Here is a 19,249-nt window from a genome sequence, read left to right as displayed (position 1 = left end):
ATTAGCGATTAACCACGGTCACATCTTCAGCCTGAAGCCCTTTTTCTCCTTCAACGGCTGCAAACCTGACTTTCTGACCTTCGCGCAGGGTGCGATGTCCCGTGCCGCGAATGGAACGGAAGTGAACAAAAACCTCACCGCCCACATCACGAATAATAAAACCAAATCCCTTGTTGACGTTAAACCATTTGACGACCCCTTCCTCGCGGTCATCTTCGTCTTCATCGGCCTCATCCTTGCTGTTATCCGCCCCACCAGAAGCACCTACAGCCTTCAAACGCAGAAACTCATTAATACTGGCCGCCAACATCAGCAGTACAAAAACCAGCAAATAGGTTTTGGCCGCTCCGCTACCACTACCCGCAGCTTCAGGTGAAACAGCCAGAAGGGGTAATACCAGAGGTGCCAGGATGGCAACAACTAAACTGACTAGAATATTTCTTATCAAAGTATTATTAAGCATAGAATTTTCTCTGAATCCAACTTTGTAAAGGTATAACAAAATCACCCGACCCCAGACTTAACGCTGGTATTTGCCGGAGTGTAATGGCAGGCTTGCCTCGTCCAACCTGCTGACCCATTATAACCACGTCTGCAGGAAAATGTTTAACTCTGGTAATGGCTTAAAAACATGAAGGCGTGTGAAGAAAGACTCGACCACCTGGAAACGCAAATGGCCTTTCAGGATGATTTACTGGAAGCGCTGAATCAGCAATTGATCCTGCAAAGCAGGGAGTTGCAAAGCCTTCAGGAACAGGTACGCCTTCTTAACCAGCGTCTGGCTGCCCTTAAGGCAGAAGGTGATGATGAGAAACAGCCTTCCCTGGCTGACGAAAAACCGCCCCACTACTGACCCTGGCCGGAACAGCGCGGAGAATCCGGACGCTGAGCCCCGCGCGCCGCCCACTCATCAGGTGTATAGAGATGCAGAGCCAGGGCATGCACCGGTCCCGCCAACTCATCCGCCAGCAAGGCATAGATTTTCTGGTGTCTTTTTACCGGCATCAAGGCATTGAAGGCCTCGCTGACCAGGGTCACTTTAAAATGGCTTTCCCGGCCAGGTGGTCCCTTGTGCTGATCACTTTCATTTTCAATCAACAGCTCCTGCGGCTGTAATGCTTCAATCAGCTTTTCGCGAAGGGCTTGTTCAACGACTTTTGCTTGCATAGTGTTCACCTAGTTTTCAGGATTCCCGCGACGGATCACTGGCTTCGACAATGAATTTCTTGATCCGATGGGTAATCCACCAGACACCGCCAACGACCAGCGGCACGGCTACTGCGGTTGCCAGATCCTTGTTCAGGGGAATACCCAGGGGTTCCAGGGCTCCCAAAAGGTAACGCAGCAGACTGATACCATAATAGCTGATGGCGGCAATGGACAAACCCTCAACCGTCTCCTGCATGCGCAATTGCAAACGCGAACGACGATTCATGGAAGCCAGCAACCGCCGGTTTTGTTCTTCCAGCTTGAGATCCACTCGGGTACGAATCAAGTCCCCGGCCCGTTCAATGCGTCTGGCCAGATCTTCCAGGCGCTGGCCTACCGAATCACAGGTTTTGACCGCCGGGGTCAGACGCCGACCAAAGAAGGCTGAAAGGGTAAAACTGGGACCGGTATGACTCTCCTTGAGTTCCTCCAGCCGCTTGAGAACCAGATGATAATAGGCCTGGGTAGCGGAAAAACGCGACAGGGTATCGGCACGGTGGCGCTCGATCTGGGCCGCCATGCTAGTCAACTGACGCAGCAAGTCCCTTTCCTCTTCCAGACCGTCGGTTTCCGATAGCTGGGTGATGATTTCCGCCAGCTGATTGTCCAGACGTCTTAATGCCGGAGCCAGTTCCCGCGCGGGTCTAGCTCCCAACAAGGCCATCAGGCGGTAGGTTTCCAGCTCCAGGACTCGCAGTATCAAACGCCCGGTCTGGTTGGCATTCAGACCGTGATTGTGCAGCAGAATACGACCACAGCCATCACCATGCATGCGAAAAGCACTCCAGAGGGTGGCCGCACCGTCCATCAAGCGACCACTCACCAGACGCTGGCCTTCAAAACAACTGGCCAGGGCTTCACGATCCAGGAGGTCATCTTCCGGGCTGGCTACCTCCAGATGCAGGGCAACGACCAACTCACCGGGCAGGCTTTCCAGCCAGTCGGGAGGAAGTAGAGCCAGGGCTGTCTGGGTAAAGGGGTCTTTCGCAAAGCCGGGGCGCACAAAAGTGTAGGTGACAAACTCCAGATGTCTTTCCCAACGCACCTCGATTTCACCCAGGCGCTGGTAAAAACTGTTGTCCTCAAAGGAAGGCGCTGTAACCCCATAACGACTGCAAAGATCCACCAGATGCTGAAAATCCTTTTGGCGATCTTCTTCAGACAGGACCAAAGCCAGATGAGAGATACGCACCGGACTATCAATAACCGGAAAGGGACGGGCATGCAGCTCCTGATAGAGAGAAGCCCGCTCAGGGTGACTGAGCGGGAGTGAAAAACGCGCGGAGGGGTGCTCTTGCTGTTCGGACACGACTCAACCTTTGATGCAGAAATTTTCTGCATCATGCTACGCCGCGTTCATGACCGCAAGTCATCCCCCCAGGCGATGAAGCAGCCGGTGAGGCGCTTCGTGCAAAGAAGAACGCAAGGCAAAATGAGCAAAACCGGCAAGCAGAAGTGCACCGATCAAGGGTGGCAAAATCCAGAAAAGCGGAGCTGCCTCCCAGGCCAGATTGAACAATTTGGCCGCCATCAAGGCATAGAGAAGCTCGCCCAAAAAAGCAGCCAAAAAGCCCGCCAGGCCGCCCAGTAAAAGGAATTCAGCGGCCTGGCGACCAGCCAGAGTTCGTCGTGCCGCACCCATGACCTTGAGTAAGGCCTGCTCTCTTTTACGGGCATCCATACTCGCCATGATCAGTGCCCAGGTCACCAGCAAACCGGCCAGCAAAACAAAGCCCAGAAGGTACTGAACCCCCAGACTCAGCTGCTGCAAAATGCCTTCTGCCTGCGCCAAAATGGCGCGGACATCCAGGAAGGCGACCCCGGGAAAACGCTGACTGAGCTCCTGCATGAATTCAGCTTCGTTATCCGGTAGATTAAAGCTGGCCAAGTAGGTATGCGGTTGATCCTGCAAGACCTCGGGCGGGAAAATCACATAGAAATTGGGTTTAAAGTTTTCCCAGTTAACACTGCGCAGGCTGGCAACCCGGGTCTGCAATTGCTGCCCGGCCAGAGTAAAAGTCAGCTCATCACCCAGTTCCAGATCCAGACGTCCAGCCAGGTCGGCCTCTACGGAAATGGGCAGCAAGTCAGCCTCAGCCGTTTCCTCTCCGCTCCACCACTGGCCTTCCAGAATCTCATTGTCATCCGGCAGGCGTTGACTCCAGGTCAGGTTCAGCTCACGTCTCAGGCTATTGTCATTTTCCGCTTCTGCCGGTACGGCCTCGCGTGCCTCCTCGCCATTAATCGCAGTCAGACGCCCGCGCAGGATCGGGTAAAGCTGGCTGTAATCCACGCCCTTTTGCTGCATAAAAGCGGCAAAATCCTGACTCTCCCAGGGCTGAATATCCACAGCAAACTGACTGTGTCTGTCCTCGGGCAGCTGGGCCTGCCAGTCACCCACTAGCTGATCCCCGCCTCGGGCCACCAAGAGTACTGCCGTAAAAGCCAGCGTGAAGGTGCTCAACTGCAACAGGGTTTCGGCCGGGTTACGCCCCAAACGCCTCAAGGCCTGACGCCCCTGCCAGGGCAGAACCTCAAGACGCACCATCAGCAGGCGCAACAAGCCTCCCCCGAGAAGAGCGACCAGTCCACCCACCAGCAGCAGACCGACCAGCGTCCAGAGCGTCAGCTGCAGATCACCGGATAACCAATAGCCCAGTCCCAGGGTAGCCAATAAAGCCAGGCCATAGGTCAAAAGGCCTGAGCTGGACAGCTTCCAGGGACGCGACTGGAGCACTGCCAGCGGACTGACTTTGGCCAGACTCAGCAGGGGAGCCAGGGAAAAACCCAACAACAGCCAGATTGCCAGGCCCAGCGCTGCCACCAGTGGCCAGATACTGGGCGGTGGTAGTGTCAGGGGCAGCAGGGGAGCCAGTAGAGCAACCAGCACCAGGTGAGCCTGATAGCCCAGCAGACCACCCAGCAGGCCTCCGCCCAGTCCCAACCAGAAGAGTTGAAGTAAAAACAAGCGCCTGACTCGGGCACGCGACTGTCCCAGGCACCTCAGTAGAGCCACTTCGCGAGCCTGGCGTTTGGCCTGACGCTGCGAGGCCAGAGCCACAGCAAGAGAGGCCAGCAAAACGGCCACCAACCCGGCCAGCCCCAGGTAACGCCGTCCCTCATCCAGCGCCCGGGCAATGCCCGGACGGTCTTCACTGATATCACGCAAGCGCTGGTGGTCTTCCAAGCGAGCGGGCAGTTGCTGACGCAGGAATTCCAGAGTCGCTTCATCGCCGGTAATACCCAGCTTCCAACGAGCCCGACTCAAAGGCCCGAGCAGCGCACTGCCTTCCAGGCTTTGCAGATTGACCAGGGCACGCGGCGAGAAGTTGGCAAAGCCTCCATCCTGGTCGGGAACTTCCAATAGCAGGGCCGTCAATTGCAACCGCTGATCGCCCAGGCCCAGCCAGTCACCCACTTCGGCTCCCAGTCGCCTGGCCAATCCGGGCTCCACCCAGATCTGACCAGCCGGTGGAGAAGAAGTCATGCTCTTCTCGCCCTCAGGAGTTTGTAACTTTAGTTCCCCCAGAAGCGGATAGCGCGCATCCACTGCACTCAGACTCACCAGCTGAAGTGCCTCTTCGTGGCTGGCCATACTGCTCAGGGTTACTTTTTGCGACCAGTCTGCTCCCTGGTAGTCAAGATAACTTTGTAATTCCGGACTCGCCGGCTCCCTGGCAGACACCACCAGTTCGCCGCCTGCAATGCGGGCGGCTTCCCGATCCAGTGCAGCCTGCATGCGTTCACCCAGTACACCCAGCAGCGTGGCACAGGCCACTGCCAACATTAAAGCCACCAGCAAAACCCGGTATTCACCGGCACGCACGCCTCGCCAGGCCAGTCTGGCCGCCAAGATCCAATCAGTCATCCAGTCGCTCCCCGGCCGTTTCACTCACCAACTGTCCGGCTTCCAGCTCCAGAATTCTCTGACAGCGACCGGCCAGCTTGCGATCGTGAGTCACCAGGACCAGGGTTACCGGGTCCTGGGTTGCTTCCTGATTAAGGGAAAACAGTAGATCTGCCACCTTCTGACCATTATCAGCATCCAAATTTCCCGTGGGTTCATCAGCAAAGAGTACGGCCGGTCTGGAAGCAAACGCCCGGGCAATGGCGACCCGCTGCTGCTCGCCCCCGGACAACTGGCTAGGGCGGTGATCAGCCCTGGCACTCAGGCCCACTCGCTCTAACCAGCGACGGGCCTCTGGCGTAGCCTGGCGGTCTCCGCGTAGCTCCAGGGGCAGCTGCACATTTTCCAGCGCCGTTAACTCAGGTAACAATTGAAAAGACTGAAAAATAAAACCCACTTCCCGGGCTCGCACAGCCGCCCTTTCATCTTCATCCAGACGGCTGAAAGCCTGACCGGACCAAAGCAACTCTCCGTCTGTTGGGGTGTCCAAACCAGCCAGCAGAGCCAGAAGTGTTGATTTTCCTGCACCCGAAGGCCCCAGCAGAGCCACACTTTCCCCTCGGTGTATACGCAGATTCAGGTTTTGCAGAATAACCAGTTTGCCGCTTTGCTGGGAAACGCTGTAACCTAAATCCTTGGCCTCCAGCAGGGGCTGCTGGCCGGCTGTCCAAGTCGTTGAAGTAGAAGACATCATCTGCATCCCGGAGTTAATAATGGAAAGAAAATCCCAAGCATCCTACCTCGCCTGGGTTCTGCTCTTGCTACTCAGTCTAACCAGTCTGCCAGCAAGCAGCGCTGACTCTAAGACATTATTGGTGCTGGGTGACAGTCTCAGTGCCGCCTATGGTATCCCCCAGCAAAGTGGATGGGTCAAGTTGCTGGAAGAACGCCTGGAAGAAGACTATCCCGCCTGGGAGGTCGTCAATGCCTCCATCAGTGGCGAGACCACGACAGGTGGACTGACCCGTCTACCCACTTTGCTCAGACAGCATCAGCCACAAATTGTTCTCCTGGAATTGGGCGGTAATGACGGCCTTAGAGGACTTCCCCCTCAGCGGATTAAAAGCAACCTCCAGCAAATGATACGTCTCAGCCAGGAAGCCGGTGCCGAGGTTTATCTGGCTGGTATTCTTTTACCGCCCAATTACGGCCAGGTTTATCTGGATGCCTTCAAGCAGGTTTATTCCGATCTCGCTGCCAGCCAGGAATTAACGTTTTTACCCTTCCTGCTCGAAGGTGTAGCCGAACAGCCACAACTGATGCAGGAAGATCAGATTCATCCCACAGCCGCAGCCCAGCCCTTGATTCTGGAAAGTGTATGGGTTGAGTTACAACCGCTGCTCAATTAAGATGTCATTAATAGTCAGGACAACAGGAGGTCAGTGATGACAACGCCAAATACCCACCCACAGCAGGCCCCGGATTTGGCTGCCCCCACAGAGGAAGTGAGCCCCTCCACTGAGGCAGAAAAGAAATCCCCCCCAGCCGAGACTCAACCTGAAGATCGGCTACTGGACATGCCCCAGCCCGGGTTTGATCCGGATCACTACCCCTACAAGAAGAAGCTGACCCGCAAAGCCTACGAAGCTGAAAAGCGTCTTTTACAGATCGAACTGCTGAAAATGCAGCGCTGGATCAAGGACGAAGGCGAAAGAGTCGTCATTCTCTTTGAAGGCCGTGATGCCGCCGGTAAAGGGGGCACCATCAAGCGCATGATGGAACACCTCAATCCGCGGGGAGCCCATGTAGTGGCCCTGGAAAAACCCAGCGAACGCGAAAAAACCCAGTGGTACTTCCAGCGCTACATTCAGCATCTGCCCGCTGCCGGTGAAATCATTCTCTTTGACCGCTCCTGGTACAACCGTGCCGGGGTAGAAAGAGTCATGGGCTTTTGCAGCCAGGAAGAATATGTCCAGTTTCTGCATCAGACCCCGGTGTTTGAACAGATGCTGGTCGATAGTGGCATCCGCCTCTACAAGTTCTGGTTTTCGGTATCGCGCAGTGAGCAGTTCCGCCGCTTCATGGCCCGGCGCAAGGATCCTTTAAAACAGTGGAAACTGTCACCGGTTGACCTAGCCTCCTTGGACAAGTGGGAAGACTACAGTCACGCCAAGGAAGCCATGTTCCTGCATACCCACAAGAACCAGGCTCCCTGGACGGTGATCAAGTCCGATGACAAAAAGCGGGCTCGACTGGCGGCCATGCGTAAGCTGCTATCAACCATCCCCTATACCAACCGTAACGATGAAGTCGTTGGTGAACCGGATCCCCTCCTGGTTGCCAGCGCCTCGGAAGTACTGACCAATCCCAATATCTGATCAAAGGAAGAACCATGGCGGGAGAACACAGTGAACATGCACAGCGGGTGGTTGCTGCCTTCCGTGACAAACTCAGCCAAAGCGGCCGCGAACATGTCGGTGCCAAGCACTTTGAAGAGCTGGAAATGTTGATCGAGCTGGCAATCGCCACCTCGGTCAATAAAGAACGAGAATTGCAGGCTAGCAAACTGGAAAGCTTTGCCAAATCTTTGCGCGCTTCCGAGTACAGCGACTAACCAACCACTTGCCGGATGTTAACCAGAAACTACCGACTTAGATGCCAATTAACATCCGGTTAAAAACCAGGTACCAAATGCTTGCAAAAGCTCACATCTTTAAGAAGCTTTCCTGCTAGTATTGAATTAGTCTCGGAATTCGGGCAGTTAACGATCATTAATCAGGGAACCAGAGTTCTGGGTCTGTGTAATCCACGGAGGAAATAGAATGCAGTTAACCCGACAAACTGACTATGCCATACGCGTGATGATGTTTCTGGGCATCCAACAGGATGACAGTCTTGTCACCATCAGCGACATCGCAGAGCATTTTGATATTTCGCGTAACCATTTGATGAAAATTGTCCACAAACTGGGACAGATGGAATATATCCAGACTGTTCGCGGCAAATACGGTGGCCTGCGACTGGAGCGAGAAGCCGCTTCGGTCAACCTGGGTGTTCTGGTCAAGGATTTTGAAACCACCCTGGAGGTGGTTGACTGTCAGAAGTTGACCTGCCCCATTACCGGTGCCTGTGAGCTCAAGCCTGCTATTCAAAAAGCCCAGGAAGCTTTTCTCGGTGTTCTCTACGAATACACCCTGCAGGATCTGCTGAAAAATCCTGCCGATCTTCGCAGCCTGCTAGGGCTGGATGCCGACGAGGAATTGCCTCTACAGGTCATGGCCGTCTCCTGATCTGTAGGACAGCGTAATATCCCGAGGGAGCTGTAGACTGACTACAGCTCCCTTTTTGCATCCGCCTTTAAAAGGCATTTGAATTTTTACCGACCACCCTGCATAGTTCTGCTATTACCTCGCCTGAATCTTGCTTAAGGAAAACTATGAAAGCCAAGCCTTTGATCAGCCCCGACCTGCTCGAACTGGTCGTCAATGAATCGGAAGATGGCATCGTGATCGCCGAACAGGAAGGGGATGAAAACATCCTTATTTACGTCAATAAAGGGTTTGAAAAACTGACCGGTTATTCCGCTGATGAAATCCTCTATCAGGATTGCCGTTTTTTACAGGGCGATGATCGTGACCAGCCCGCGCTGGATCAGATCCGTCAAGCCATCAAGGAAGGCCGCCCTTGCCGGGAAACCCTGCGTAATTACCGCAAGGATGGCAGTCTTTTCTGGAACGAATTGTCCATTACACCGGTATATAACGATCAGGATCAGCTAACCTACTATATCGGCGTACAAAAGGATGTCACTGAACTGGTTGAACTGCGCCAGGCAGCCCAGAACAAAAAATAAAAAATTTTGCTTGTCAAGCCCCATGAAAAGTCCTATATAGCAAGTTGTGGCCAACAACTGGAGTAGACTGAACCATGGGTCGTGAAGAAGCCGCTTACGAAGACAATGATGATTTTGATGTAGCCGTCAATGATGATGACTACGAGCTGGAACTTTTAGGTAAAGACAGCCTGACCAATCGCGATGGTTCACCCATTGCCAAGCGTCGGATGATCGAAGCCTTGCTGGAAGAACGCCAGCTGAAAAAACAGCTTGATGATGATTTTGATTTTGACGAGGATTGATTAAAGAGGAAGCCGCCAGACTGCGGCTTCCTGCATGCCACCTAGAAATTCAGAAGGGCAGAGGCTGATCATTGAGTCGCAGCTGCCCCTTTTCCCAGCTCAGCATCTGCTGGTCTGCTTCTTCATCCAGCAAAGAAGTAGGCAAACCGACCAGACGCATCAAGTTAGGATCAACCTCATCCATCAGCAATTGCAAGGAAACCCGACTGGCAAAATCCTCAGGGGGCAACTCGCCAGCGGATAAACGTGCCAGATAATCGGTGGGCAGGTTGCGTCCATCAAACTTCAACTCACCTTCTGCCATCTGCTGGATAGGAAACGGAGCCTGTAGTTCCACTGCCAATTGATCCAGTACCAGCTTGGGTGATCCAGATAAAAGACGGCTAGCGGCATCTCTGGCTGGCTGCATGGCCGCCGCATCAGCCTGGTTCCAGTCAATATCCTGATTGAAGTGCTCCGCCAACTCCAAGGCCGCCTCACCGTTCAGGTTTTCCGTGTGAAAAGTAATGTCCACTTGTCCCAGAGGGCGCCCTGAAGAGGTTATCTCACCCGTATCCAGCTGCATGGATAGATCCAGAGCTTCTTCAGTAAGCTGGATCGCATAATCTAATTGAGGCTGCTGCAACTGCACCCGACCCAGAGGAGACTGGTAGGTAATTTCAGTCGCATGCACTTGCATTTCGCCCTCGCCCCAGGGATAGCCCCCTGTATTCTGCCATACCGCTTCAAGATCCAGGATTTCCAAATCATCAGCCCGGGGTGAAGTAAATGCCAGACGCTCCATCTGCAATTGGCCATCCTGTTCACCATTATAGTGATAGCTGCCGGCCAGTTCGGCCTCTTGCATGTGAAGGGTCAGATCGGAATCCTCGCTTTTCAGCTCGTCGACCTCTAGGCGGTAGCTGGCTTTACTCCAGTCGGCCTGGCCGGAAAAAGGCAATTCTTCCAAACCCACAGACTCCAGAAAATCCAGGGGTTCCTGGTCATCCCAGATCACCTGCATATCCATGCCGCCCTGGAAGGTCGTCCAGCCTGGCCGGTAACTGGATACCAGAAGGGTGGAAATCAGGACTTGGGTACGCGCATCCAGTTGGAAAGCCAGCTCAAGGTCGGCTTCACTACCCAGCAAACCACCGCGGATATCCTGGCTAACCAGGGTATAGCCTGGACTGGAAGCTACTTGAGCCACGGCTTTTTCCAGCTGCTGCTCAAAAACCCGCCCCGTGGCTACAGTCATGATGACCAGAAGAATCACCAGCAGCAGACTGCCACTCAACAACCATTTTTTCATTGAAGCTCTCCTTGTAGATACCCGGTGCGGCTAGAGGGAATCTATAAAAAATTTCGCCAAATGCAGGCAGCCACCGGCATAGACTGCAGCCAGCACATCATCCAGCATGATCCCGAAACCACCGGCCACACGCCGGTCGGCCCAACGAATCGGCCAGGGTTTAATAATGTCAAAGAAACGAAAGACGACAAATCCCGCCAGGGCCCATTGCCAGGAAACCGGCAAGGCCAGCATGGTTAACCAGTAGCCGACAAATTCATCCCAGACGATGCCGCTATGATCATGAACACCCAAGTCTTCAGACGTTCTTTCACACAGCCAGCAACCGATGACAAAAGTGACCACTAGCACCAAGATATAAAAGGGCAGGGAAAGACCGGCCATTATAAAATACAGGGGTACGGCGGCCAGAGTACCTACCGTACCCGGGGCCCAGGGCGAGGCACCGCTTCCCAGACCAAAGGCGAAAAAATGAATCGGATTTTGCCAGACACTGGCCGGGGCTTTATTCATGCCTTGTCCTGTTGCAGGGAAAAGTGGTTATAGCCATGCGCCTCCAGGAGCTCACCTTCCTGATCGCGGATACCTGCACCCGGCACCAGCTGCCCAACGCGTTTCAAATCCGGGCAGAGGTTACGGGCCAGGGGAAAGTCTTCCTCATCCATCACCAGCAGGAGGGCATAGTCGTCACCAGCATGCAGGGCTGCATCCCGAGCCAGAGGCAGCCCCCAACGCTCAACCAGAAGAGAGTCCAGGGGTAATTGAGTGGTATCTATCTGGGCGGCCAGAGCTGAAGCAGCCAGTAGGTGCTGTAAATCAGCCAGAAAACCATCGGAGACATCGATGGCTGCAGAAATGCTGACATTCTGGGCCAGACGCTGGGCCTCAGCGGTCAGGGGCCAGGGCAGCATATAAGCCTTTTCCAGGGCATCCCAGTCTTCACGTTCCTGTAACCTTTGCGGATTTCGGGTCATGCTATCCAGGCCCGCTGCTGCTGAACCCAGGTTACCCAAGATCGTTAATATCTGGCCGGGACGAGCGCCTGAGCGCCGCCATACCCTGGACGGTGCCACGGCCCCTTGGACCTGAACCCCCAGGGACAGCGGGCCTCGGGTGGTGTCGCCACCGATCAGAGGACACTGCGTCAACTTTGCCAGTGTTTCCAGCCCCTGGCTAAAACCCTTCAGCCAGTCTTCGCGGGTTTCTGGCAGGGTCAGGCTCAGCGTAAAACCCAGAGGTCTGGCTCCCATAGCGGCCAAATCAGACAAGGCGACGGCCAGACAACGCCAGCCAAGCGCCCAGGGATCGGCCGCTTCGGGAAAGTGCCGGCCTTCGACTGAAGTATCAACAGAGAGAGCCAGAAGCTCTCCAGGTTGTAGCTGTAACAGGGCACAGTCATCGCCGACACCCTCGATCACCTCCGGGAGCCGGGGACCCAGGTGGGTGAAAAAGCGGTTGATGACAGTAAACTCGTCCATAACCGGTTACCGCTCCAATTGCCCGGGATCAGGACCGCTTGGCCCTGACTTCCACACTGCGGAATTTCTGGGCCAGCTTATCGAGAATGCCGTTGATGTATTTGTGGCTATCCGTACCACCAAAGCGTTTGGCCAGCTCGACGGCCTCATTGATGACCACTCGGTAGGGAACATCGATACGATGAATCATTTCATAGCTGCCCAGACGTAGAAGGGCCAGCTCGATGGGATCCAGCTCTTCGGTGCGTCGGTCCAGCAGACTGGCGAAACCTTCATCCAGCTCATCCAGCTGCTCGGGAATAGCCTGGGCCATTTCGTGAAAATAGGCCAGGTCGGCAATTTTAAGCACCTGGGAAATATCCTCATGCTCTTCCAGGCTATCGTCCGGTAGTGCCGCACGAATATGGGCTTCCACCTGATGCATGCTGTTGCCGCTAATCTGCCATTGGTAAAGAGCCTGCAGTGTCAGCTGACGGGCTGCACGCCGCTGGGCACTACGGGATGGCTTGCGTTTTTTCTCCGAAGCCATTTCAGTCTCCCAGCACGCTCATCAGATTGACCATCTCCAGAGCCGCTTCAGCTGCTTCAGCACCCTTGTTGCCCATTTTGGTACCGGAACGCTCGATTGCCTGCTCAATGGAATTCACGGTGAGAACACCGTTGGCGATAGGAACGTCGCTGTCCAGCATCAGACGGCCCAGGGCAGAATTGCATTCACCAGCCACGTATTCAAAGTGGGGAGTACCGCCCCGAATCACGGCACCCAAGACGATCACGGCAGCAGGCTGACGGGTTTTCAGTACCTGCTTGACAGCCAGGGGCAGCTCCCAGGCACCTGGAGCACGGACAATTTCCAGTTGGTCACTGCTGATCCCGTGGCGCTTGAGGGTATCGATGGCACCAGCCACCAGACTTTCCACCACAAAGCTGTTAAAACGGCCAACGACCAGTACAAAACGTCCTGCTGCGGCGTGAAGTTGACCTTCGGTCTGGGTAATATCCTGCATCATCTTTTAATCTCGTCTGTCATCTATAGTTATTCAGCGCTCAGGGTTTCCACAATTTCCAGATCAAAACCGGAAAGGGCCCCGAATTTAAGCGGTGAGGAAAGCAGTCGCATCTTGCCCACGCCGACTTCGCGCAATATCTGGGCACCCGTGCCTATGGTCAGATAGGTACCGGCACCATCCTGATTGGCCGTTCTGGTTTCCCGTTCCAATCCCAGGAAACGCTTCAGCTGGCTTTCCAGATCCGTACTGGGTTCCTGATTATCAAGCAGCACCACAACGCCTTCGCCTTCCTCGGCGATACGCTTCAGGGAGCCTCGCAGACTCCAGCTGGGTTTGCGCGGATGCTTGGCATCCAGCAGATCCTTGCAGGTATCCGCCTGGTGGACACGAACCAGGGTGGGCTTTTCCGGCTGTGGTTGCCCCTTGACCAGTGCCAGATGGGAGCCGCCTTGTACACTGTCACGGAAGGCGGTGACCTGAAAACTGCCATGCTCGGTATCCAGCGTATAGCTCTCACCCTTCTCGACGGTGGTTTCATTCACCACCCGATAGTGAATCAAATCGGCAATGGTACCGATTTTAATACCGTGACGAGCTGCAAATTCTTCCAGCTCGGGGCGACGGGCCATGGTGCCGTCTTCATTCATGATTTCCACAATCACTGCTGAAGGCTCGTAACCAGCCAGATGGGCCAGATCGCAACCGGCTTCGGTATGCCCGGCTCTTTGCAGCACACCACCGGCTTGAGCACGCAGCGGGAAGATATGCCCCGGCTGAACGATGTCTTCAGGCTTGGCATTACGCGCCACGGCGGCCTGAACGGTGGTGGCCCGGTCTGCTGCGGAAATACCGGTAGTGACCCCTTCGGCCGCTTCGATCGACAGGGTGAAATTGGTTGAGAACTGGGCACCATTGCTATCCACCATCAGGGGTAGATCCAACTGCTCACAGCGTTCCGAAGTCAGGGTCATACAAATCAGGCCACAAGCATGACGGGCCATGAAGTTGATGTCTTCCGCCCGGACCTTTTCCGAGGCAATAATCAGATCGCCTTCATTTTCGCGGTCTTCATCATCCATCAGGATGACCATCTTGCCTTGGCGAATATCTTCAATAATCTCTTCAATCGTATTTAAAGCCATAATGCTCTCTTGAATTTATTGAGCTGACGGCTGGTTCAGCGGTTTAAGCTGAAAACGCCAGTCTTTTCCTACTGCCCGCACCTCGGTCACTTCCAGCTCGGGGGCTGCGGCCAGTTTGTTCAGTCCGGGCAGTTCCAGCAAACCCCGGGCCGCTGACCCCAAAAAGCGTGGAGCCAGATAAAGTCTTAGTTCATCGATCAAACCCTGCTGCAAAAAAGCTCCGGTCAGTTGGGAGCCAGCTTCCAGCATTAATTGATTGCATTCTCGTGCACCCAGTGCCTTGACCAGTGCTTCCAGATCCAGGCGCTGACCGCAGGGGGCAGCAGGCAGAAGCATCAGTTCGGCCCCGGCCGCTTCCAGGGCTGCCGCCTCTTCTGGCTTACGATCGCGACTCGCCTGCAAAGTGGCGACCAGTGTACTACCCGCCTGCTGAAAAATCTCGGCGCTCGGCGGGCAGCGTAACTGGGAGTCCAACACCACCCGCAGCGGCTGGGTAAAACCCGGCAAGCCGGTGAAGCGTTCATCCCTGACCGTCAAACGACTGTTATCGGTCAGCAGGCTTTCAATACCGGTAATAATCGCACAACTGGCTGCGCGTAATTCCTGCACATCAGCCCTGGCTTCAGGACCGGTAATCCACTGGGATTCACCGGAAGCCATGGCCGTGCGTCCGTCCAGACTGGCCGCCTGTTTGGCCACCAACCAGGGACGCCCGCTTTGCATACGCCGGATAAACCCGGGGTTCAATGCTTGGGCCGCCTCTTCCAACAATCCTGATTCCACCTCAATGCCAGCAGCTTGCAAACGTGCCAGACCCCGCCCTGCAACCTGAGGGTTGGGGTCCTGCATACCCACAAAAACCCGCTTGACGCCTGCCTTTATCAAGGCATCAGCACAGGGCGGCGTACGGCCCTGGTGACTACAGGGCTCCAGAGTGACATAGGCATCAGCGCCTGCAGCTTCTGCTCCGGCCTGACGCAGGGCATGGATTTCAGCATGGGGCTCACCTGCCTTGAGATGCGCCCCGGCACCCAGGATCCGGTCATTCTTGACCAGTACACAACCAACTCTCGGATTGGGACGGGTGGTATAAAGCCCCTGGCGCGCTAGCTGTAGCGCTTTTGCCATGTATTCAGTTCGCGGCACGAGAAACCTTGAATGACGACTAATGGATGGATGCTTCAGCTGTCGATTCCGGAATCCGGATTGGCAGCCAGCTGATCAATTTCGGCCCGGAATTCGTTCAAGTCCTTGAATTGCCGATAAACGGAAGCAAAACGGATATAAGCCACCTGATCCAGCCTTTTCAACTGCTGCATAACCAGCTCACCCACCTGCAAGGAAGGCACTTCACGCTCGCCCCTGGCTAGCAACTGCTGACGAATTCTTTCCAGAGCTGCTTCCAGTGTCTCGGTATCCACGGGCCGCTTTTCCAGGGCTCGGGCCAGACCGGCACGCAGCTTGTTTTCATCAAAAACTTCACGGGAACCATCGCGTTTGACCACGCGAGGCATCAGGAGCTCGGCTGTTTCGTAGGTAGTGAAACGTTCACTGCAGGCAACGCATTGACGCCGTCGACGAACCTGATCGCCGCCAGCCACCAGGCGTGAATCACTGACTTTCGTTTCTTCGGCACCACAGAAAGGGCAATGCATGACGTCTACCGCCAAAGGACAGTTGAAATTGCAATGGAGACTATTCTACCTGCAAAAGCTCCCTGAGAGAAACCGGGGGGGAAGCGAAGGGAAGCACCCCTGCCCAACGGGCAGGGGCAAGCGGTCTTACTGGTAAACAGGGAAGCGGCTGCAGAGATCAGCCACCTTCTGCTTCACACTCTCCTGAATTTGCGTGTTGTTGATATCATCGAGAATATCGCAAATCCAGCCTGCCAGCTCGGTGCACTCGGCTTCACCAAAACCACGCGTGGTAACTGCCGGGGTACCGATACGCAGACCCGAGGTGACAAAAGGACTTTGTGGATCCTTGGGAACCGCATTCTTGTTGACGGTAATGTGGGCTGCACCCAGAGCGGCATCCGCCTCTTTACCGGTCAGGCCCTTGGAAATCAGGCTCAGCAGGAAGAGGTGGTCTTCAGTACCGTTGGAAACCACATCATAGCCACGCTCCATCATCACCTTGGCCATGGCCTGGGCGTTTTTCACCACCTGTGCCTGGTAGGTTTTGAATTCATCACTCATGGCTTCCTTGAAGCAGACCGCCTTGGCAGCAATCACATGCATCAGAGGACCACCCTGACCACCAGGGAAGACAGCCGAGTTCAGCTTCTTGTAGATGTCTTCATCATCACAGGCGGAAAGGATCAAACCACCACGAGGACCACGCAGGGTCTTGTGAGTGGTCGTGGTCACCACATGGGCGTGCTTCATGGGGCTGGGATAAACACCAGCAGCAACCAGACCGGCGATATGGGCCATATCCACAAACAGGTAGGCACCCACCTTGTCAGCAATTTCGCGGAATTTACCCCAATCAATCACCTTGGAGTAGGCCGAGAAACCGGCAATAATCATCTTGGGCTGATGTTCCACAGCCAGGCGCTCAACTTCAGCGTAATCGATTTCGCCAGTATCAGGGTTGAGGCCATACTGAACGGCATTGTAAAGCTTGCCGGAGAAGTTGGGCTTGGCACCGTGAGTCAGGTGACCACCTTCAGCCAGGCTCATGCCCAGCACGGTATCGCCTGGTTTGACCAGTGCCAGAAAAACAGCCGAGTTGGCCTGAGAACCAGAATGCGGTTGAACATTGGCGTAGGTGGCGCCAAAGAGTTCACAGGCACGATCAATGGCCAGCTGCTCCACTTTATCAACAAATTCACAGCCGCCGTAATAGCGCTTGCCTGGGTAGCCTTCAGCGTACTTGTTGGTCAGGAGGCTGCCCTGCGCTTCCATGACTCTTGGGCTGGTGTAGTTTTCCGATGCAATCAGCTCAATATGATCTTCTTGACGCTGAACTTCTTCCTGCATGGCAGACCAGACATCAGCATCAAAATCAGCAATATTCATTTTACGACTAAACATGGCTTCCCCGGTGGGCTTTACTAGGTTGCAAAAATTGAAGGCCACTATTCTACCTCAGTCCCGGCCCGGCTTCCTATCAAAAAAATAAACGATTGAAGATGAATACTTCTCAGGAAAGCTTCTTGCTGGCTCTGGATAACCCCTTAAGCGTCTCACCAAGATGAACGCAGCTGATCCGTCTTGATGCTAACCAGAGCAAAGCGAGCTGCTTCAGGCTGGCAATCTGTCCGGCATCCACCTATCATGCGTCCTTAATTCAAGTTGAATGTCGATGCGGCTGGCTTTTGCCCCGGCATTCCTATCCGGCCAAGGTTTTCAAGGAGTTAAAGCAGTTTATGGCTCAGTACGTCTATACCATGCATCGGGTGGGCAAAACCATTCCACCCAAGAAAGATATCCTCAAAGACATCTCCCTATCTTTTTTCCCCGGCGCCAAAATCGGTGTTCTGGGTCTGAATGGTGCCGGTAAATCCACGCTGCTGCGCATCATGGCCGGCGTGGACAAGGATTTCCACGGTGAAGCCCGCCCCATGCCGGACATCAATGTCGGCTATCTGCCCCAGGAGCCAGAGCTGGATCCTGAGAAAACCGTCAAGGAAGTCGTTGAAGAGGCAGTCTCTGAAGTCAAGGACGCCCAGGCCAAGCTGGATGAAATCTATGCAGCCTATGCCGATCCTGATGCCGACTTTGATGCCCTGGCTGCCGAACAGGCCAAGCTGGAAAATATCATCGAAGCCTCGGATGCCCACAACCTGGAGCGCAAACTGGAAGTGGCTGCCGATGCCCTGCGCCTACCCGAATGGGATGCCAAGGTCGTTAATCTCTCCGGTGGTGAAAAGCGCCGTGTAGCCCTCTGCCGCCTGCTGCTTTCCAGCCCCGACATGCTCCTGCTTGACGAGCCCACCAACCACCTGGATGCCGAGTCCGTCGCCTGGCTGGAGCGCTTCCTGCACGATTACACCGGCACCGTGGTTGCCATCACCCACGACCGCTACTTCCTGGACAATGTCGCTGGCTGGATTCTGGAACTCGACCGCGGCATGGGTATCCCCTTTGAAGGCAACTATTCCGCCTGGCTGGAGGCCAAGGAAAAACGCCTGGAACAGGAAGCCAAGCAGGAAGCAGCCCACCGTAAAGCAGTCCAGCACGAACTGGAATGGGTTCGCCAGGGTACCAAGGGGCGTCAATCCAAATCCAAGGCACGTCTCAAGCAGTTCGAAGAGCTGTCCAGCCAGGAATTCCAGAAGCGCAACGAGACCAACGAGATCTACATTCCACCCGGACCACGCCTGGGTGACAAGGTGCTGGAATTCAATAACGTCAGCAAAGGCTTTGAAGGCAACCTGCTGTTTGAAAACCTGGATTTCAGCGTTCCCAAGGGGGCCATCGTCGGTATTGTCGGCGGTAATGGTGCAGGTAAATCTACTCTCTTCAAGCTGATTGAAGGCAAGGAACAACCGGATTCCGGTGAAGTGGTTGTCGGCGAAACCGTGCAAGTAGCCAGTGTGGACCAGTCACGCGAAGGTCTGGAAGACCAGAAAACCGTATTTGAGGCCGTCTCCGATGGTGCTGACATCCTCAAGGTCGGTACCGTGGAAATGCCTTCACGCGCCTATGTCGGTCGCTTCAACTTCAAGGGCAATGACCAGCAGAAACGTGTCGGAGATCTTTCCGGGGGTGAGCGAGGCCGCCTGCATCTGGCACTGACACTCAAGCAAGGCGGCAATGTGCTGCTACTGGACGAACCCTCCAACGACCTGGATATTGAAACCCTGCGCGCCCTGGAAGAAGCATTGCTAGCCTTCCCCGGTTGCGCTCTGGTGATTTCGCACGATCGCTGGTTCCTGGACCGGATTGCCACTCATATCCTAGCCTATGAAGGGGATTCCAAGGTGGTTTTCTTTGAAGGTAATTATCAGGAATATGAAGAAGATCACAAAAAACGAGTTGGCAGTGATACGCCAAAAAGGATGAAATACAAGCGTATCGACGCCTGATCACCTCAGGACAGATCAAACTTCAAACAAGTTGTTACCCTGAAAAGCTGGCAGGGCAAGCCGCTTTTCAGGAATAATAACCTGTCCAGCCAATCATTAG

22 protein-coding genes are annotated in these 19,249 nt (G+C 54.8%); 8 read left to right on the top strand and 14 right to left on the bottom strand.

From position 1 onward, the window contains the following. Window position 1 precedes the first annotated feature (1 nt). Window positions 2-463 carry a cold-shock protein gene (locus tag DFK18_RS14750; RefSeq protein WP_114417719.1) on the bottom strand — a complete coding sequence of 154 codons (462 nt, stop codon included), beginning with the start codon at window positions 461-463 and terminating at the stop codon, window positions 2-4. Window positions 464-631: 168 nt separating this feature from the next. Here DFK18_RS14750 and DFK18_RS07930 point away from each other — a divergent pair, with 168 nt between their 5' ends. Further along, window positions 632-853, top strand: a complete 222-nt coding sequence (locus DFK18_RS07930) for a SlyX family protein (RefSeq protein ID WP_114417718.1) — start codon at window positions 632-634, stop codon at window positions 851-853. Here DFK18_RS07930 and DFK18_RS07925 read toward each other — a convergent pair. From DFK18_RS07925 to DFK18_RS07910, 4 genes are read right to left on the bottom strand one after another with little or no spacing between them, the layout of a single operon-like run. Beyond that, complete coding sequence (locus DFK18_RS07925; protein WP_114417717.1) at window positions 847-1,167, bottom strand: BolA family protein; 321 nt, start codon at window positions 1,165-1,167, stop codon at window positions 847-849. The two genes, DFK18_RS07930 and DFK18_RS07925, sit on opposite strands and share 7 nt — an antisense overlap. 16 nt (window positions 1,168-1,183) lie before the next feature. Then, on the bottom strand, window positions 1,184-2,518 hold the full coding sequence (locus tag DFK18_RS07920) for a DUF3422 family protein (RefSeq protein WP_114417716.1): 1,335 nt from the start codon (window positions 2,516-2,518) through the stop codon (window positions 1,184-1,186). A 60-nt stretch (window positions 2,519-2,578) separates the two neighbouring features. Beyond that, on the bottom strand, window positions 2,579-5,077 hold the full coding sequence (locus DFK18_RS07915; protein WP_114417715.1) for an ABC transporter permease: 2,499 nt from the start codon (window positions 5,075-5,077) through the stop codon (window positions 2,579-2,581). Then, window positions 5,070-5,807 (bottom strand): ABC transporter ATP-binding protein, encoded by a 738-nt coding sequence (locus DFK18_RS07910; protein WP_114417757.1) that lies wholly within the window; start codon window positions 5,805-5,807, stop codon window positions 5,070-5,072. The genes DFK18_RS07915 and DFK18_RS07910 overlap by 8 nt, the downstream gene beginning before the upstream one ends. Before the next feature lie 22 nt (window positions 5,808-5,829). Between DFK18_RS07910 and DFK18_RS07905 the strand changes: the two genes are divergently transcribed. The 6 genes from DFK18_RS07905 (at window position 5,830) to DFK18_RS07880 (ending at window position 9,193) form a co-directional block, all read left to right on the top strand. Continuing rightward, a complete protein-coding gene (locus DFK18_RS07905) occupies window positions 5,830-6,465 on the top strand; it encodes an arylesterase (protein ID WP_114417714.1) in 636 nt (211 codons plus the stop codon). Window positions 6,466-6,501: 36 nt separating this feature from the next. Next, entirely contained in the window at window positions 6,502-7,434 is a 933-nt protein-coding gene (gene ppk2, locus DFK18_RS07900) for a polyphosphate kinase 2 (protein ID WP_114417713.1), read from the top strand. A gap of 14 nt (window positions 7,435-7,448) precedes the next feature. Then, window positions 7,449-7,670 (top strand): hypothetical protein, encoded by a 222-nt coding sequence (locus DFK18_RS07895; RefSeq protein ID WP_114417712.1) that lies wholly within the window; start codon window positions 7,449-7,451, stop codon window positions 7,668-7,670. 208 nt (window positions 7,671-7,878) lie between these two features. Beyond that, complete coding sequence (locus DFK18_RS07890) at window positions 7,879-8,346, top strand: Rrf2 family transcriptional regulator (protein ID WP_114417711.1); 468 nt, start codon at window positions 7,879-7,881, stop codon at window positions 8,344-8,346. 146 nt (window positions 8,347-8,492) lie between these two features. Then, complete coding sequence (locus DFK18_RS07885; RefSeq protein WP_114417710.1) at window positions 8,493-8,909, top strand: PAS domain-containing protein; 417 nt, start codon at window positions 8,493-8,495, stop codon at window positions 8,907-8,909. 74 nt (window positions 8,910-8,983) lie between these two features. Beyond that, window positions 8,984-9,193 (top strand): PA3496 family putative envelope integrity protein, encoded by a 210-nt coding sequence (locus DFK18_RS07880; protein WP_114417709.1) that lies wholly within the window; start codon window positions 8,984-8,986, stop codon window positions 9,191-9,193. Between the two features lie 49 nt (window positions 9,194-9,242). Here DFK18_RS07880 and DFK18_RS07875 read toward each other — a convergent pair whose 3' ends face one another. The 9 genes from DFK18_RS07875 to glyA all read right to left on the bottom strand — a co-directional run bounded on the left by DFK18_RS07875 (window position 9,243) and on the right by glyA (window position 17,152). Further along, window positions 9,243-10,484, bottom strand: coding sequence for a DUF945 family protein (locus DFK18_RS07875; protein ID WP_114417708.1), 1,242 nt, complete (start codon window positions 10,482-10,484; stop codon window positions 9,243-9,245). 30 nt (window positions 10,485-10,514) lie between these two features. Further along, a complete protein-coding gene (locus tag DFK18_RS07870; protein ID WP_114417707.1) occupies window positions 10,515-10,997 on the bottom strand; it encodes a phosphatidylglycerophosphatase A family protein in 483 nt (160 codons plus the stop codon). Further along, on the bottom strand, window positions 10,994-11,962 hold the full coding sequence (thiL, locus tag DFK18_RS07865; protein WP_114417706.1) for a thiamine-phosphate kinase: 969 nt from the start codon (window positions 11,960-11,962) through the stop codon (window positions 10,994-10,996). Before thiL ends, DFK18_RS07870 begins: the two co-directional genes overlap by 4 nt. A gap of 28 nt (window positions 11,963-11,990) precedes the next feature. After that, window positions 11,991-12,491, bottom strand: a complete 501-nt coding sequence (gene nusB / locus DFK18_RS07860) for a transcription antitermination factor NusB (protein WP_114417705.1) — start codon at window positions 12,489-12,491, stop codon at window positions 11,991-11,993. Window position 12,492: 1 nt separating this feature from the next. Further along, the gene (gene ribH, locus DFK18_RS07855) at window positions 12,493-12,969 is read right to left on the bottom strand and encodes a 6,7-dimethyl-8-ribityllumazine synthase (RefSeq protein WP_114417756.1); all 477 of its coding nucleotides are present in this window, start codon (window positions 12,967-12,969) and stop codon (window positions 12,493-12,495) included. Window positions 12,970-12,998: 29 nt separating this feature from the next. Continuing rightward, window positions 12,999-14,114, bottom strand: a complete 1,116-nt coding sequence (gene ribBA, locus DFK18_RS07850) for a bifunctional 3,4-dihydroxy-2-butanone-4-phosphate synthase/GTP cyclohydrolase II (protein ID WP_114417704.1) — start codon at window positions 14,112-14,114, stop codon at window positions 12,999-13,001. A gap of 15 nt (window positions 14,115-14,129) precedes the next feature. Beyond that, window positions 14,130-15,260: a bifunctional diaminohydroxyphosphoribosylaminopyrimidine deaminase/5-amino-6-(5-phosphoribosylamino)uracil reductase RibD gene (gene ribD, locus DFK18_RS07845; RefSeq protein WP_342769749.1), complete on the bottom strand. Its 1,131-nt coding sequence runs from the start codon at window positions 15,258-15,260 to the stop codon at window positions 14,130-14,132. A gap of 35 nt (window positions 15,261-15,295) precedes the next feature. Then, window positions 15,296-15,769, bottom strand: coding sequence for a transcriptional regulator NrdR (gene nrdR, locus DFK18_RS07840; protein ID WP_114417702.1), 474 nt, complete (start codon window positions 15,767-15,769; stop codon window positions 15,296-15,298). A gap of 126 nt (window positions 15,770-15,895) precedes the next feature. Next, window positions 15,896-17,152 carry a serine hydroxymethyltransferase gene (gene glyA, locus DFK18_RS07835; protein ID WP_114417755.1) on the bottom strand — a complete coding sequence of 419 codons (1,257 nt, stop codon included), beginning with the start codon at window positions 17,150-17,152 and terminating at the stop codon, window positions 15,896-15,898. Between the two features lie 335 nt (window positions 17,153-17,487). On the opposite strand from glyA, the gene ettA reads away from it, so the two are divergent. Further along, complete coding sequence (gene ettA, locus DFK18_RS07830) at window positions 17,488-19,149, top strand: energy-dependent translational throttle protein EttA (protein WP_114417701.1); 1,662 nt, start codon at window positions 17,488-17,490, stop codon at window positions 19,147-19,149. The last annotated feature ends 100 nt before the right edge of the window (window positions 19,150-19,249 follow it).

The sequence above is a fragment of the Marinospirillum perlucidum genome (assembly GCF_003336805.1).
Taxonomy (GTDB): domain Bacteria; phylum Pseudomonadota; class Gammaproteobacteria; order Pseudomonadales; family Halomonadaceae; genus Marinospirillum; species Marinospirillum perlucidum.
Note: the sequence above shows the minus strand (reverse complement) of the source record. Positions and strands in the feature narration are given on the sequence as shown.

What these genes read in the sequence shown, in the direction of transcription:
- DFK18_RS14750 (WP_114417719.1), bottom strand. Translation starts at nt 463, where the DNA reads ATGCTTAATAATACTTTGATAAGAAATATTCTAGTCAGTTTAGTTGTT.
- DFK18_RS07930 (WP_114417718.1), top strand. Translation starts at nt 632, where the DNA reads ATGAAGGCGTGTGAAGAAAGACTCGACCACCTGGAAACGCAAATGGCC.
- DFK18_RS07925 (WP_114417717.1), bottom strand. Translation starts at nt 1,167, where the DNA reads ATGCAAGCAAAAGTCGTTGAACAAGCCCTTCGCGAAAAGCTGATTGAA.
- DFK18_RS07915 (WP_114417715.1), bottom strand. Translation starts at nt 5,077, where the DNA reads ATGACTGATTGGATCTTGGCGGCCAGACTGGCCTGGCGAGGCGTGCGT.
- DFK18_RS07910 (WP_114417757.1), bottom strand. Translation starts at nt 5,807, where the DNA reads ATGTCTTCTACTTCAACGACTTGGACAGCCGGCCAGCAGCCCCTGCTG.
- DFK18_RS07905 (WP_114417714.1), top strand. Translation starts at nt 5,830, where the DNA reads ATGGAAAGAAAATCCCAAGCATCCTACCTCGCCTGGGTTCTGCTCTTG.
- ppk2 (WP_114417713.1), top strand. Translation starts at nt 6,502, where the DNA reads ATGACAACGCCAAATACCCACCCACAGCAGGCCCCGGATTTGGCTGCC.
- DFK18_RS07895 (WP_114417712.1), top strand. Translation starts at nt 7,449, where the DNA reads ATGGCGGGAGAACACAGTGAACATGCACAGCGGGTGGTTGCTGCCTTC.
- DFK18_RS07890 (WP_114417711.1), top strand. Translation starts at nt 7,879, where the DNA reads ATGCAGTTAACCCGACAAACTGACTATGCCATACGCGTGATGATGTTT.
- DFK18_RS07885 (WP_114417710.1), top strand. Translation starts at nt 8,493, where the DNA reads ATGAAAGCCAAGCCTTTGATCAGCCCCGACCTGCTCGAACTGGTCGTC.
- DFK18_RS07880 (WP_114417709.1), top strand. Translation starts at nt 8,984, where the DNA reads ATGGGTCGTGAAGAAGCCGCTTACGAAGACAATGATGATTTTGATGTA.
- DFK18_RS07875 (WP_114417708.1), bottom strand. Translation starts at nt 10,484, where the DNA reads ATGAAAAAATGGTTGTTGAGTGGCAGTCTGCTGCTGGTGATTCTTCTG.
- DFK18_RS07870 (WP_114417707.1), bottom strand. Translation starts at nt 10,997, where the DNA reads ATGAATAAAGCCCCGGCCAGTGTCTGGCAAAATCCGATTCATTTTTTC.
- thiL (WP_114417706.1), bottom strand. Translation starts at nt 11,962, where the DNA reads ATGGACGAGTTTACTGTCATCAACCGCTTTTTCACCCACCTGGGTCCC.
- nusB (WP_114417705.1), bottom strand. Translation starts at nt 12,491, where the DNA reads ATGGCTTCGGAGAAAAAACGCAAGCCATCCCGTAGTGCCCAGCGGCGT.
- ribH (WP_114417756.1), bottom strand. Translation starts at nt 12,969, where the DNA reads ATGCAGGATATTACCCAGACCGAAGGTCAACTTCACGCCGCAGCAGGA.
- ribBA (WP_114417704.1), bottom strand. Translation starts at nt 14,114, where the DNA reads ATGGCTTTAAATACGATTGAAGAGATTATTGAAGATATTCGCCAAGGC.
- nrdR (WP_114417702.1), bottom strand. Translation starts at nt 15,769, where the DNA reads ATGCATTGCCCTTTCTGTGGTGCCGAAGAAACGAAAGTCAGTGATTCA.
- glyA (WP_114417755.1), bottom strand. Translation starts at nt 17,152, where the DNA reads ATGTTTAGTCGTAAAATGAATATTGCTGATTTTGATGCTGATGTCTGG.
- ettA (WP_114417701.1), top strand. Translation starts at nt 17,488, where the DNA reads ATGGCTCAGTACGTCTATACCATGCATCGGGTGGGCAAAACCATTCCA.